The sequence below is a fragment of the Mycobacterium parascrofulaceum ATCC BAA-614 genome, from assembly GCF_000164135.1.
In the GTDB taxonomy this organism is placed as follows: Bacteria; Actinomycetota; Actinomycetes; order Mycobacteriales; family Mycobacteriaceae; genus Mycobacterium; species Mycobacterium parascrofulaceum.
In genome coordinates this window covers 671,198-685,112 of sequence record NZ_GG770555.1, presented here as the reverse complement: position 1 = coordinate 685,112, position 13,915 = coordinate 671,198, and the positions used below count along the sequence as shown (strand labels likewise).

12 protein-coding genes are annotated in these 13,915 nt (G+C 69.1%); 6 read left to right on the top strand and 6 right to left on the bottom strand.

The annotated features are described in order from the left end of the window. Window positions 1-505 precede the first annotated feature (505 nt). On the top strand, window positions 506-1,252 hold the full coding sequence (locus HMPREF0591_RS18705) for a sensor domain-containing protein (RefSeq protein WP_007170212.1): 747 nt from the start codon (window positions 506-508) through the stop codon (window positions 1,250-1,252). A 9-nt stretch (window positions 1,253-1,261) separates the two neighbouring features. Here HMPREF0591_RS18705 and HMPREF0591_RS18700 read toward each other — a convergent pair whose 3' ends face one another. Then, complete coding sequence (locus HMPREF0591_RS18700) at window positions 1,262-2,143, bottom strand: HpcH/HpaI aldolase/citrate lyase family protein (protein WP_007170211.1); 882 nt, start codon at window positions 2,141-2,143, stop codon at window positions 1,262-1,264. A gap of 131 nt (window positions 2,144-2,274) precedes the next feature. On the opposite strand from HMPREF0591_RS18700, the gene HMPREF0591_RS18695 reads away from it, so the two are divergent. Next, entirely contained in the window at window positions 2,275-3,198 is a 924-nt protein-coding gene (locus HMPREF0591_RS18695; protein WP_007170210.1) for a class I SAM-dependent methyltransferase, read from the top strand. 9 nt (window positions 3,199-3,207) lie between these two features. Here HMPREF0591_RS18695 and zwf read toward each other — a convergent pair whose 3' ends face one another. Further along, window positions 3,208-4,713, bottom strand: coding sequence for a glucose-6-phosphate dehydrogenase (zwf, locus tag HMPREF0591_RS18690; RefSeq protein WP_007170209.1), 1,506 nt, complete (start codon window positions 4,711-4,713; stop codon window positions 3,208-3,210). 172 nt (window positions 4,714-4,885) lie between these two features. Here zwf and HMPREF0591_RS33160 point away from each other — a divergent pair, with 172 nt between their 5' ends. Next, window positions 4,886-5,056: a hypothetical protein gene (locus HMPREF0591_RS33160; protein WP_007170208.1), complete on the top strand. Its 171-nt coding sequence runs from the start codon at window positions 4,886-4,888 to the stop codon at window positions 5,054-5,056. On the opposite strand, the gene HMPREF0591_RS18685 is transcribed toward HMPREF0591_RS33160, so the two are convergent. Continuing rightward, on the bottom strand, window positions 5,053-6,552 hold the full coding sequence (locus HMPREF0591_RS18685; protein WP_007170207.1) for an FAD-dependent monooxygenase: 1,500 nt from the start codon (window positions 6,550-6,552) through the stop codon (window positions 5,053-5,055). The genes HMPREF0591_RS33160 and HMPREF0591_RS18685 overlap by 4 nt on opposite strands. 112 nt (window positions 6,553-6,664) lie before the next feature. Further along, on the bottom strand, window positions 6,665-10,573 hold the full coding sequence (gene hrpA, locus HMPREF0591_RS18680) for an ATP-dependent RNA helicase HrpA (RefSeq protein ID WP_007170206.1): 3,909 nt from the start codon (window positions 10,571-10,573) through the stop codon (window positions 6,665-6,667). 116 nt (window positions 10,574-10,689) lie between these two features. Between hrpA and HMPREF0591_RS18675 the strand changes: the two genes are divergently transcribed. From HMPREF0591_RS18675 to HMPREF0591_RS18665, 3 genes are all read left to right on the top strand, one after another. Continuing rightward, window positions 10,690-11,463 (top strand): enoyl-CoA hydratase/isomerase family protein, encoded by a 774-nt coding sequence (locus HMPREF0591_RS18675; RefSeq protein WP_007170204.1) that lies wholly within the window; start codon window positions 10,690-10,692, stop codon window positions 11,461-11,463. Beyond that, complete coding sequence (locus HMPREF0591_RS18670; RefSeq protein ID WP_007170203.1) at window positions 11,448-11,813, top strand: DUF3253 domain-containing protein; 366 nt, start codon at window positions 11,448-11,450, stop codon at window positions 11,811-11,813. Before HMPREF0591_RS18675 ends, HMPREF0591_RS18670 begins: the two co-directional genes overlap by 16 nt. 105 nt (window positions 11,814-11,918) lie before the next feature. Next, a complete protein-coding gene (locus HMPREF0591_RS18665) occupies window positions 11,919-12,596 on the top strand; it encodes a cutinase family protein (protein WP_007170202.1) in 678 nt (225 codons plus the stop codon). 4 nt (window positions 12,597-12,600) lie between these two features. Here the strand turns inward: HMPREF0591_RS18665 and HMPREF0591_RS18660 are convergent, their stop codons facing one another. Continuing rightward, window positions 12,601-13,275, bottom strand: coding sequence for a hypothetical protein (locus tag HMPREF0591_RS18660; protein WP_007170201.1), 675 nt, complete (start codon window positions 13,273-13,275; stop codon window positions 12,601-12,603). Between the two features lie 26 nt (window positions 13,276-13,301). Continuing rightward, window positions 13,302-13,859, bottom strand: a complete 558-nt coding sequence (locus HMPREF0591_RS18655) for a CsbD family protein (protein WP_007170200.1) — start codon at window positions 13,857-13,859, stop codon at window positions 13,302-13,304. Between the last annotated feature and the right edge of the window lie 56 nt (window positions 13,860-13,915).

Here is a 13,915-nt window from a genome sequence, read left to right as displayed (position 1 = left end):
TGCATCACGGTAGAGCACTTCGGATCCGGGCGCCCGATGGCCCGATCGGATCCGGCCGCGCAAAGACACCGGGCTTAGCCGATCGAGCGGTAGACAGGCATCATCGGCGTCAAGGGTTCACATGTTTGCTGCATGCACCCTATCAGTCGCACATATCGGATCGAAGCGATTGGGGCCCTATCCACCTCATCGACACATTCCACGACGAGGGGAAGGGCCATAAACCGCCCTTTTGTTGCCGTCGGAAACCCTTGATCTGCGAAAGCTTTCGTTCTATGCGGCGCATGCGGGCCCTGCGCCGGAGTGAAATTGTCCTGTTCCAGCGTCGGTCGACCCGGAATGTCGCAACCGGGGAGGGTTTGGACCAATGAACACTTTACGATGAATCACGCAATTTGCTGCCGAAGCGGTTAGGCTTTCGTCCACTCCCCGCTTTTGGACAGTGGGAGCGCTGGCCGCGCGGAGGCTCGACGGCGCAACGCGAGCACGAAGGACGAACAGCCACATGCGCCGACTATCAGCCGCCGTCTCCGCCGCCGCGATCGGAATCCTGGTTGCAGGGTGCGGCGGCAGCAACGGCGGCACTCCCGGCTCGTCGACCACAACGTCCACCCCGCCCCCGGTCGCGCAGGCCGCGCTGCCCGGCTTGCTGCTCACGTCCGCGGATCTCGACAGCGCCCTGGGTGCCACCGGATCGAGGAGCAAGGAAAAGAACGACAAGCTGAAGGACGACGCCGCGAAGCAGCCGTGGCCCGCGGGCTGGCAATTCCCGGACGACTGCGTCTACGCCATCGGCCCCGGGCAAGCTCCCGTATATGCCGGCAGCGGCTACAGCGCGGTCAGCGGCGACGACGAAGTTGCCTCCCTGCCCCCGAATTCCGACGAACCCGACCCCGAGGTGGAGCAGGTGCTGGTGCTGTTCCCGACCGCCAAGGAAGCCAACGCCTTCTACACCACCTCGGTCCAGCGCTGGCCGGCCTGCGCCAACCGCCAATTCACCACTCCGGCCGGGCAGGACACCCCCGAGACGGGGTGGCAGGTGGGGCCGGTCTCCAACGCCAATGGGATGTTGAGCACGACCCTGACGATGACAATTCGCGATAACGGCAACGTCGTGCTGACCATGACGTGCCAGCGCGCGCTGACGGTCCGCAACAACGTCGCGATTGATGTCAGCGCGGTCCGCAAGGACCCGGCGGACCTGGCCGTCAAGCTAGCCGGTCAGATCGCCGGCAGAGTTGACAAGCGATAAGCAGAACGCCTACGAGGCGGACGCCAACTCCGCGATGAGGTCCGCGAGGGCGAGGAGCCGCTCAGCGTTGCGGACGTGCAAGCTCTCGATCATCCGACCATCCACCGTGATGACACTGGCGCCCGTAGCCCGCGCCTCCTCGTAGGCCGCGACAACCTTGCGGGCGTCGGCGAGTTCCTCCTGCGACGGCCCGAACACGTCGTTGGCCGGGCCGATCTGGGCGGGATGGATCAAAGTCTTGCCGTCGAAACCCATTTCGCGGCCCTGCCGGGCCTCGGCCCGAAACCCGTCTTCGTCGGTGATGTCGTTGAAGACGCCGTCCAGGATCACCTTTCCCGCCGCCCGGGCGCCCAGCACCGCCAACCCCAACGCGGGCACGACCGGCGCGCGTCCGGGCACATGTAATCCGTGCAGGTCGTTCACCAGGTCGTTGGTGCCGATCACCAGCGCGGCCAATCGATCGCTGGCCGAGGCGATCTCCTCGGCCCTCAGGAACGAACGCGGCGTCTCCATCATCACCCAGAGCCGCAACCCCTCCGGCGCGCCCAGCCCGTCCAGCGTGGCCGCCAGCGTTCGCACCTGGTCACCCGACTCGACTTTCGGCACCAACACCCCGTCGGCGGCGGAACCGGCCACGGCCGCCAAGTCCTCGTCGTGCCATTCGGTGTCCAAACCGTTGATGCGCACCACGACCTCCCGCCGGCCGTAGCTGTCCGACGAGATCGCCTCGCACACCGTGGCCCTCGAATCGGCTTTGGCATCGGGCCCCACGGCATCCTCGAGGTCGAAGATGACCACGTCGGCGGGCAGCGATTTGCCTTTCTCCAAGGCGCGAGGCTTGTTGCCCGGCAGGTAGAGGGCGGAGCGCCGGGGGCGCAGCGTCGGTGCCATCGAGTGATTCGCCTCCTGTCGACGGGCTCAGCGGGTGCGTGGTGAGCGCGGCATAGGCAGAAAGTACCCTTCGCACTCAGGAGGTTTGTCGCGCAGCCCGGCGGCGGCCGAGGTCCAGGAGGGAGCGGCGAGTGTCATCATTTGGTTCGGCGCGCACAGACGGCGACAGTTGGGATTTGGCTTCCAGCGTCGGGGCGACCGCGACGATGGTCGCCGCGTCCCGGGCATTGGCCTCCCGCGAGCCGGATCCCCTGCTCGACGACCGGTTCGCCGAGCCTTTGGTGCGCGCGGTCGGTCACCCGTTCTTCGTCCGAATGCTCGACGGCCAAATCCCGCTCGACAGCGACGAAATGCCCCTGACGTTGCAGCAGCGTCGCGAGCAGATCGCCGCGCGCACCAGGTTTTTCGACGACTTCCTGACGGTGGCGACGAGCGGCGGGATCCGTCAGGCCGTCATCCTGGCCGCCGGGCTTGACGCCCGGGCCTACCGGTTGCCGTGGTCGGCGGGCACGGTGGTTTACGAGGTGGACCAGCCCGAGGTCATCGCCTTCAAGAGCGACGCGCTGGCCCGGATCGGTGCCGAACCGACCGCCGAACGCCGGACCGTGGGTATCGACCTGCGCGATGATTGGCCAAAGGTGCTGCGCGACAGTGGCTTTGACGTGACCGCGCCCACGGCGTGGATCGCCGAAGGCCTGCTCCCCTACTTGCCGCCGCAGGCCCAGGATCGTCTGCTGGACAACATCACGGCGCTCAGCGCGCCGGGCAGCAAGCTGGCCACCGAAAACATCACCGACATGGCCGTCTTCACCGACGAGCGCGCCCGCGCCATGCGCAGTGCCTGGCGCAAACACGGACTCGATATCGATGTCGCCGAACTGGTCTGGCAGGGGGAACGCCAACCCGCCGGCCAGCACCTGGCCGCCGCCGGGTGGGCCGTCACTGCGCATCCCACCGAGCAGTTATACGCCGACTACGGCTTCACCCTTCCCGACAACGAGCTGCTCAGGCAGTTCCGGCACGCCATCACCTACATCAGCGCCGAACGGAGCTGACCCCTACGCTCAGCACTCCGGCCTGGCATCGCGCCATTCCCGCTCGAACGGCAACCGCCACGCGTTGGGTGCGATCAACTGATGAATGGCGTTGGGGCCCCAGGTGCCCGGCTGGTACATCTTCGCCGGCGGTGGGTCGTCGAGCAGCTCCTGCGAACGCTCCCACAATGATTCGATGCCCTCGGCGGTGTTGAACAACGTGTGATCGCCGCGCATCGCGTCCAGGATGAGCCGTTCGTAGGCCTCGAGCACATCCACGACGGTGTCGATCTCCTGCGAGGAAAACTGCATGGACAGCTTGTCCAGCTTCATGCCCGGACCTGGCCGCTTGCCGTAGAACGACAGCGACACCTTCGAGTTGTCGGCGAGGTCGAACGTGAGGTGATCGGGGCCCTGGGTCCCGACGCCCGAGCCGGGCGGAAACATCGTCCGCGGCGCCTCCCTGAACGCGATCGAGATGATGCGGATGCCCTCGGCCATCTTCTTGCCGGTACGCAGATAGATGGGCACACCGGCCCAGCGCCAGTTGTCGATGCCGACCTTGAGGGCGATGAACGTCTCGGTGTCGGAATCCTTGGCCACGCCTTCCTCGTCGCGGTATCCGTTGTACTGGCCGCGCACCACGTTGGACGGCTTGACCGGCAGCATCGACCGGAACACCTTGTTCTTTTCTTCGCTGATGGCAAAGGGTTCGAGCGCCGTCGGCGGCTCCATGACCACGAACGCCATCACCTGGAACAGGTGCGTCACCACCATGTCCTTGTACGCGCCCGTCTCCTCGTAGAAGCTCGCCCGCTGATCCAGGCCAAGGGCTTCGGGGATGTCGATCTGAATGTGGTCGATGAAGTTGCGGTTCCAGATCGGCTCGAACAGCCCGTTGGCAAAGCGGAACGCGAGGATGTTCTGGGCCGCCTCCTTGCCGAGGAAGTGGTCGATCCGAAAGATCTGGGATTCCTCGAACGTTTCGTGCACGAAGTCGTTGAGCGCGACCGCGCTGGCCAAATCGGTCCCGAACGGCTTTTCCATCACCACCCGCGAGCGGTCGACGAGCTTCGCCTCCCGCAACACGGAGATGACTTCCCGCGCGGCTTTCGGCGGCACGGACAGGTAGTGCAGCCGCCTGACCTTGGGACCCAGGTTGGCTTCGGCCTCGGCGACGGCCTCGGCCAGAGCTTCCGGCCCGCGTCCCTGCGGAACATAGGTGACGATCTTGGCGAAGTTGGCCCACTGTTCGTCCGAGAGCTTGTGGCTGCCGAACGAATCGACCGCTTCCTTCGCGAGCTCCCGAAACCCGTCGTCGGTGAGGTCTTCCAAAGACGTCGCGACGATCTGGATGTCGGGTGCGAGCTCGGACTGGTCAAGGTAGGCCAGCCCCGGGATCAGCTTGCGTTTCGCCAGATCCCCCGTCGCGCCGAACAGGACGATGACATGGGGGTCGAGCGGCTCGGTTTCGTGACGGCGCGGACGCCCGCCGGCCGCCGGGTACGAGATGGTCTGCGGTTTCTTGTCGGCCACTCTTGCGATACTTCCACCGCCACGGCCGGATGTCGCGTCCGTCACCGCTAGCTCGGCCGACGGCCGCCGCGACCGCGATAGGAGGATCACAGCGCCCGCCCGGTTACCGCCCGGCGGACGGGGTATTGAATAGCGACAGGTCGGTAGCCGGCCACAGTCGACGGAAAGCGATATGACGAAACCCGACAAAGACTTGCGCGGTCACTCTCAGAAGCTGGAAGACATCGTCGACCAGCTCGAGGAGAAGGTCGCCGACGACCGGGAGGCCGAAGGTGTCGCCGGCAAGCCCAGCGACCGCGAAAGCGCTCCCACCCTCGGCTCGGAGAACGAGCCCCCGGATTAAGGCGCAGCCCCCGATGGGGTGCCGAACCAGGTTGTGAGCGCTTCCTGAAGCCGGGAATCGCCTCGGTCCCCCACCCAGGCGACGTGTCCGTCTGGCCGAATCAACACCGCGTCGGGGCCCTGCACGGCGCCGACCGCCGGGAGCTCCCAATCGCCGGCGTATACCGCGTCGACGACCCGGACCCACCCGGCGCGGGACGCGCCGTCGAATCGGCCGGCTCCGCCGAGGTTGAGCAGCACCGGGCGGGCCGCGTGTAACAGGGTGAACACGCGCCGCGGGCCGGTCGCGGTGACCAGGTCGAGATCGGGCATGCGGCGCCCGAGCAGCGGGTGTCCGTCACCCAGGTCATAGCGGATGTCCAGGCCGGACATCATGGCGGCGAACCGTCTGCGGGGTTCATCCGTGCCGAGCAGGTCGGCCACGACACCGCGCAGCGCCTTGGTGCGGTCGTCCGGACGAAGCAGCGCCATCTGCGCGATTGCGTTACGCAATACCCGCGCGGCGACGGGATGCCGTTCGGCGTGGTAGGTGTCCAGCAGGCTGGCGGGCGTCGCCCCGTTGGCCACCTGCCCCAACTTCCAGCCCAGGTTGACGGCGTCCTGCACGCCGGTGTTCAGGCCTTGCCCGCCCACCGGGTGATGGACGTGCGCGGCATCACCGGCCAGCAGCACGCGCCCGCTGCGGTAGGTGGCCGCCTGCCGCGCCATGTCAGTGAATCTGGAAAGCCAAGCGGGACTGCGGATCCCGTAGTCCGTTCCGTAGACGGCGATGAGCCCTTCCCTCAGATCGGCCAGTGTCGGTTCGCCGCTGGATCCCAGGAGCCGTTCGGTGACCATGACGCGCACCAGCCCCCGGTCCCCCGAGGGGGCGAGGGAATGGACGCCGAGGGCGTCGTGCCGGATGCCCCACTCCGGCGCCTCGCCGGTGCCTGGGTCGATTTCGGCCTCCGCGAGTAGGTAGCTGGTGGTCGGCTCCCATCCCGGGAACTCGATGCCGGCGCCTTTGCGCACCACGCTGCGTCCGCCGTCGCAGCCGACAAGGTACCCCGCGCGCAGCGATCGGCCGTCGGACAACGCGACGTCCACGCCGGTCCCGTCTTGCGCGATGCCCGCCACCTCACGTCCGCGATAGAACCGCACCCCGAGCTCGTTCACCCAGTCGGCGAGTATGCGTTCGATCTCGTTCTGCCACAACGCGAGTCCGTACGGATGCCGGGTGGGAAAGTCGCTGATGTCGAGACGGATCTGCGAGAAGCCCGCGACTTGGGCGACCTCGCCCCGGGCGAGAAACCGGTCGGCGATTCCCCGCTGATCGAGGACCTCGATGGTGCGCGCATGCAGGCCGCCGGCCCGTGCGCCGATCAGATCCTGACTCTCGCGCCGTTCCACTATCGCCACATCGATGCCCGCCAAAGCCAATTCACCGGCCAACATCAGCCCCGTCGGTCCTCCCCCGGCGACCAGCACCGCATGGTCTACGCAATCGTCGGTCGGCATTCTTTACCCCCTGTAAGCCAAAAGCGTTTTCGCCCAGCGATTGTGCGGCAGCACCCCGGCCTTGCCGCAAGCCCACCGGTACGCTATAGGTTGAGAGTGGGAGGGCGTTGATTCACGATCCGTCCCGCAGCGCGTCGATGGCGCGGTAGATCCGTTGCTCGCTCACCGGCCGTGGTGTTCCCAGCTGTTGGGCCCACAGGCTCACCCGCAATTCCTCGATCTGCCGTGCGACGTCGCGGACGTCCGCCGCCGTCCGCCGGGCGGTTGGCAGCGAGTGCGCCAACTCGTCGTACGCGCGCTGCACGGCATGCACGCGCTGCATCCGCTGCCGGTCGGCGTCGAGGCCGTGCGGCAGCCGGTCGAGGCGCCGGCGGATGGCGGTCAGGTAGCGGGTGAGGTCGGCGAGGTGGGCGCGCCCGGTGGCGCTGACGAATCCCGCCGGCAGCAGCCGATCCAGCTGAGTGCGCACGTCGGCGATCGCGTCGGCCTGCGGGGGTGGTGGCCGCCCGGGCAGCAGGAGTTGCACCTCCTGCGCGGCGGCCAAGACCTGTTCCACGCGGCCCACCACGTCGGTGGTCGCTGATGCCAGCGAATTGGCCACCCGATCGCGCAACGCGGCGAACTCGTCGCGGGTCCACACCGGCTCGGGTATCAACGCGTCCGCCGCGGCGTCGGCACAGTCTTCGAGCAACGCGGTCAGGGACCCGTCGGGATTCGCACCGAGCACCAGGCGTGTACGTGGGCTCAGTTGCCGCTCAACCGCTTTGACGGGCGACGCCACGCTCAGCCGAACCAATCGGCGCATGCCCGCCGGCAGCGCGCTGTCCCGCTCCGCCGACGTCGCGAACACCCGCAGGTCGACGGCGCCGCCCGCGTCGATGAATCCGGGAAAGCCGCGCACCGCGCGTCCGCCGACCGTTCGCTCGACGACCCGCGGCAGCGCGTCGAGCCCGTCGGGCCAGCCGCGCAGGGCCGTCCGTTCCAGCTCGCCGGCGACCACCTGGGCCACGGCCCGGCGCGCGCTGGCGGCCAGCCGCTGTTGCAGCGCCGCGAGGTCCTTACCGCGGGCGAGTTCGCTACCGTCGGCGGATTCGACGGCGAAGGTCACCCGCAGATGCGCGGGCAGCTTGTCCAGATCGAACGCGTCGACCGGCACCACAATGCCGGTGCGGCGACGGAGTTCGCGCTGCAGCGCCGCCAGCAGCGGCTCGTTCCCCGGGTCGATTCCGGCCAGCACGGCACGCGCGGTGTCGGGGGCGGGAACGAAGTTGCGGCGCAGGTCTTTTGGCAGCGAGCGGATGAGCGCGGTCACCAGCTCTTCGCGCAGCGCGGGCACCTGCCAGGCGAACTCGTCGCCGCCCAACCGCGCGAGCACGTCGATCGGCACGTGCACCGTGACGCCGTCGTCCACCGCGCCCGGCTCGAACCGGTAGGTCAGGGGCAGCGTGACGCCGCCGGTATGCCAGGCGGTCGGTCGCTCGGCGTCGCCGGTTTCGCCGGTGCGCATCAGGTCGTCGCGCGTGAACGTCAGCAGGTCCGGCGTCTTGAGCCGCTGCTTGCGCCACCACGCGTCGAAGTGCCGCGCGGAGAGGACGTTTGGCGGGATGCGCGCGTCGTAGAGCGCGTAGACCTCGTCATCGCCGACCAGCAGGTCGCGGCGGCGCGCCCGCTCCTCCAACTCCTCGAGCTCGGCGCGCAGGCGGGCGTTGTCGCGGAAGAAGTGGTGACGGGTGTGCCAGTCGCCCTCCACCAGCGCGCGCCGGATGAACAACTCGCGGGCCTGGGCCGGCTCGATCCGGGCGAGCCCGACGCGGCGGCGGGCAACCAGCGGCAGGCCGTAGAGCGTCACCCGCTCATAGGCCATCACCTCACCGCGCTGGGCGTCCCAATGCGGTTCGCTGTGAGTGCGCTGCACCAGGTCGCCGGCGACCCGCTCGACCGCCTCCGGCTGGATTCGCGCGGCGGTCCGCCCGTACAGGCGGCTGGTTTCGACCAGTTCGGCGACCACCACCCAGCGCGGCGGCCGCTTGGTGAGCACCGAGCCCGGCGCGAGGACGAAGCGCGAGTTGCGTGCGCCCAGGTACTCGCGCCCGTCCTCACGGCGCAACCCCACGTGCGAGAGCAACCCGGCCAGCAGCGCCGCGTGCACCTGCCCGGGATCGGCGGGCGCCCGCGCGTCAGAGGACTCCACGATGCCCAGGTCGCGGGCGATGCCGCGCAGCTGCCCGACCAGGTCCTGCCATTCGCGGATGCGCAGATAGTGCAGGAACTCGTCTCGGCACATGCGTCGAAAGCCGCTGCCGGACAACGCGCTGCGTCGCTCGCGGAGGTAACGCCACAGGTTGAGGTAGGACATGAAGTCGGAGGTCTCGTCGGCGAAGCGGGCGTGCTTCTGACGGGCGGCCTCCTCGCGGTCGGCGGGCCGCTCCCGCGGGTCGTGAATGGTCAGCGCCGCGGCAAGCACCAGCACCTCCCGTACGCAGCCCTCGGTTTCGGCCTGCAGGATCATCCGGCCCAGCCGGGGGTCGACCGGCAGCCGCGCCAGGCGACGGCCGAGCTCGGTGATGGCGCCGTGGGTGTCGAACGCCCCCAACTCCTGCAGCAGTTGCACGCCGTCGCGGACACTCCGCCGATCCGGCGGGTCGAGGAATCCGAAGTCTTCGACGTCTCCGAGTTGCAGTGCCGCCATCTGCAGCAGTACCGCGGCGAGGTTGGTGCGCAGGATCTCGGGATCGGTGTAGCGCGGCCGGGCGTCGAAGTCCTGTTCGGAGTACAGCCGGATGCACACCCCCGGTGCTACCCGGCCGCACCGGCCGGCCCGCTGCTGTGCGGATGCCTGCGAGATCGGTTCGATGGGCAGCCGCTGTACCTTCAGGCGGCGGCTGTAGCGCGAGATGCGGGCATTGCCCGGGTCGACGACGTAGCGGATGCCGGGCACGGTCAGCGACGTCTCGGCCACGTTGGTCGCCAGCACGACGCGCCGTCCGGTGTGGGGCGCGAACACCTTCTGCTGTTCGGCGGTCGGCAGCCGGGCGTACAGCGGCAGCACCTCCGTATGCCGGAGACCGGTCAAAGCCTCTGCGGTATCGCGGATTTCGCGTTCCCCGGACAGAAAGACCAGGACGTCGCCGGGCGGTTCGGCGTCCAGCTCGCCGATCGCGTCGACGATCGCCTCGATCTCGTCGCGGGTCTCGGTGCGCACGATCTCGTGGTCCGGGTCGTCGGGATCGTCGCCGTCCCCCGACGGCACGGCGAGCTCCAGCGGCCGGTACCGGATTTCCACCGGATAGGTGCGCCCGGACACCTCGACGATCGGCGCGCCGCCGAAGTGGTCGGCGAACCGCTGCGGTTCGATGGTCGCCGAGGTGACGATCAGCTTCAGGTCGGGACGGCGCGGCAGCAGCTCGCGCAGGTATCCCAGCAGGAAGTCGATGTTCAGGCTGCGCTCGTGGGCCTCGTCGAGGATCAGCGTGTCATAGCGCAGCAGGCGGCGGTCGCGCTGGATCTCGGCGAGCAGGATGCCGTCGGTCATCAGCTTGACCAACGTGCGGTCGCTGACTTGATCGGTGAAACGCACGCTGTAGCCGACCGCCTCACCCAGGGGGCTGCCCAGTTCGTCGGCGATGCGCTGCGCGACCGTGCGGGCGGCCAGCCGCCGGGGCTGGGTGTGCCCGATGGTGCCGCGGACACCCCGCCCGGCTTCGAGGCAGATCTTGGGCAGTTGGGTCGTCTTGCCCGAGCCCGTTTCGCCGGCGACGACGACGACCTGGTTGGCCCGCACCGCGTCCGCGATCTCCCGGCGCCGCTCGCTGACCGGCAGGTCGGGGTAGACGATCGTGGGCACCGCGGCCTGCCGCGAGGCCACCAGCGCTTCGGCCCGCGCGAGCTGCTCGGCGAGCTGCCGCAGCTGCTCGGGTTTGCCGCCGCGCAGATTCTTCAAACGGCGTCCGAGGCGCGCGGCGTCGCGGGTGGTCAAACCGTCGAGGCGGGCGCGCAGTTCCGCGGGGGACAGTTCGGCCACTTGGGCCAGGATAGGCGCGCCGCCGGTTCCGTTCGCCGCCGAGCGCGGCGCCGGGGACGAGTCCGAGCGCCCGTTCCCCGACGAAGGCCCACCCTTCGCCGCCCTAGGGTGAAGCCATGAGCCTCGTCACGTATGAGCTGGACGACCACGTCGCCACCATCACCCTCAACCGCCCCGAGGCCCGCAACGCCATCAACGGCGCCCTGCGCCAGGACTTGAACGCGGCCTGGGAACGGTTCCGCGACGACTTGGACGCGTGGGTCGCCATCCTGACCGCCAACGGCGACGTCTACTGCGCGGGAGGGGACCTCAAGGACGGCGAGGGCTCGGTCGGCACCTTCGGCGGCACCTTCTGGGAGAAGCCCACGATCAATTCCTTCGAAAGCGGGATGGAGCTGTTCAAGCCCACCATCGCCGCCGTGCACGGGCCGTGCATCGGCTACGGGCTCACCGGGGTGCTGTTCTGCGATTTCGTCATCGCCAGCACCGAGGCCACGTTCTGCTACCCCGAGGTGGCGATCGGCGTGCCGACCATCGTCGGGGCCATCCGCCTGCCCCAGCGGGTCGGCTGGGCCAACGCCATGGAGCTGCTGTTGACCGGCAAGCCGATGAGCGCCGCACGGGCCAAGGAGATCGGCCTGGTGTGGAAACTGGTGGAGCCGGCGGACCTGCAGGAAGAGGCCAGATCGTGGGCCCGGACCCTCACCGAGGCCGCTCCCCTGGCCCAGCGCGCGACCAAAGAGGTGGCGTGGCGGACGGCGGACATGGGCTGGATCGAGTCGGTCCGGTTCGGCGAGACCATGCGCAAGGTGGCCGGCGCGACCGAGGACGTCGCCGAGGGGCTCCGGGCATGGGCCGAGAAGCGCAAGCCCGAATGGCGCGGCCGCTGACTGCTCCAGCGGGTGACCGATTACGCGCCGAGCTGGCCCGGGTCCTCGACGGCGGCGGCCGCGGCGCCCGCGACGCCGGGATCGCGCTGGGGAACGGGCCCGTTGCGCAGCGGCTGGAATCCGCGATCCGCGCGTTAGCCGGGCGTCGCGGGCGGCGGAGCAGCATCTGCCCCTCGGACGCCGCGCGGGCGGTGGGCGGCGGGAGTTGGCGCGCACTGATGGCCGACGCCCGGGAGGCCGCCCGGCGGCTGGCCAGAGCGGGCGAGGTGGAGATCACGCAGCGCGGCGACGTCGTCGATCCCGATGGTGACTGGACCGGCCCCATCCGCATCCGGCCGACCGCGCGCTGACCACATCCGTTGCGCCGCAACGCGACTGGTTCGAACGAGATCACATCCGCACCCCGGCGCGAACCGCCGGCGTAGCGGCGGTCGGTGGTGTGACAGGATTCCGGCATGAGTGCACGCAGATTTGCTCGCATCGTCGGGGTCCCGGTCGTCACGACGTGGGCGGCGCTGACCATCCCGGTCGGGGAACCGACGGGCCTGCCCGCCGCCTCCGCCGACGCCTGCTCCGACGTCTCCGTCGTCTTCGCTCGCGGCACTCACCAGGAGCCCGGTCTGGGCAACATCGGCCAGGCCTTCGTGGACTCGCTCACCTCCCAGCTCGGGGGGAAGTCCGTCGACGTCTACGCGGTCAACTACCCGGCCAACGACGACTACCACAACAGTGCGAACGCCGGTTCCAACGATGCCAGCGCGCACATCCAGGACACCGTCGCCAGCTGCCCGAACTCCAAGATCGTGCTGGGCGGCTACTCCCAGGGCTCGACCGTGATCGACCTGGCCACCAACGCGATGCCGGCCTCGGTCGCCGACCACGTCGCCGCCGTCGCCCTGTTCGGCGAGCCCAGCAGCGGCTTCTCCACGATGCTGTGGGGCGGCCAACCGCTGCCGACCATCAACCCGGCGTACGGGTCCAAGACCATCAGCCTGTGCGCCCCCGACGATCCGATCTGCTCAGGGGGCGGCAACATCATGGCGCACGTCTCCTACATCGACGCCGGGATGACCGCCCAGGCCGCGACGTTCGCGGCCAACAAGATCAACCAGGGTCCGGCGCCGCGCGCCTGACGCGTCAGTCGTTCGCGCGCTCCTCTTGCCGCTGCCGCCTTTCGGCGGCCGCCAGCTGCGCCACGCGGTCCGCCTCGGTGCGCTTCTCGGCGGCCTCGCCCAGCTTGTCCTCGGCTTCGTCGATCTTCGCCGCCGCGGCCTTGGACGCGGCCTTCTCGGCCGCCTGAGTCCTGGTCTCGACCTGCCGTTTGGCCGATTCCACCGTCCGCTTCTGCCGGTCCGCCGCCTCGTCGGCGCGGCGTTTCGCCGCGGCGCTCTGCTGCTGGGCCGACTGGGCCGCTTCGCGTTTGCGTTGCTCGGCGGTCTTGCGGGCGTCCTGGATCTCCTGCTGCGTCGCCGCCTGGGCTTCCCGCCGGTCCTCGATCGCCTCGTCCCGGGCGCCCTTGAGCTTCGCGTCGGCCCGTTCCTTGCGGGTTGCGGCCTTCGCGTCCAGCTCGGCCGCGCGGCCCAGCGCGTCGCTGCGGTCCACCAGCGCCGTCCCGCGTTCGACCAGCGTCGGGTCGTCGAGCACATTGCCGACCGTGGTGTCCAGCATTCCGAGCGAGCGCTCGAAGAGCAGCCGCGCGGGAGCCTCGGTCGGGATTCGGGTGACGACCCGGTCCTCGATCAACTGCAACGGGAAGCGGGCCAGCTGGTAGTGGAACCGCAGAACGGCGAACGGGACTTCGGATATCTTCATCAACTTCTCCTGTGTGTGGACCGCCGTCAGGGCAGGTCGGCTTCGTCGGTCGCGTTCCGAGCCTGGCGCCGGAGGCGGTCGGCCTCGGACTCTTCGTGCCGGGCGACCTGCACCGACGTCTGGTGCTCGGCGACGGCGTCGACGATGTCCTCCGACGCTTCCCTGATCTCGGCGCGCTCTTCCGCCTTCGCGCGCTGCACTTGCTGCTGCGCGTCCAGCTCGGCCCGGGACTTCTCGGCGGTCGCCCGCTGCAGTGCGGCCTGATCGGCAGCTCGCTTCTCGGCCGCCTCGCGCGCCTCGATCGATTCCTCGGTGGCGACGGCCTGCGCGTTGGCGGCCACCCGCTGTTGGGCGCCTTCCACCCGGGCTTCGGCGGCCCGGTCCTGTGCCCGGTTGGCCTGGGCCTCCGCGACGGCCTCCGTCGCGTTCGCCTCCTTGCGCTCGTGGGCCTGGCTCTGTTCGAGTTGCCCCTCGGCGGTCAGCGATTCGTTGCCGGTAACAGCCCCGAAGACCTCTTTGGCTTTGCCCTTCACCGAATCGATCAGGCCCCGACGCGCTTCGTCGGCTTTGTTCTGTTCGCTCATTCGACAGTCTCCTTGCGGCGTTAGCCAAGAACTCAGTTCGTTCGTGCGTGCCACAG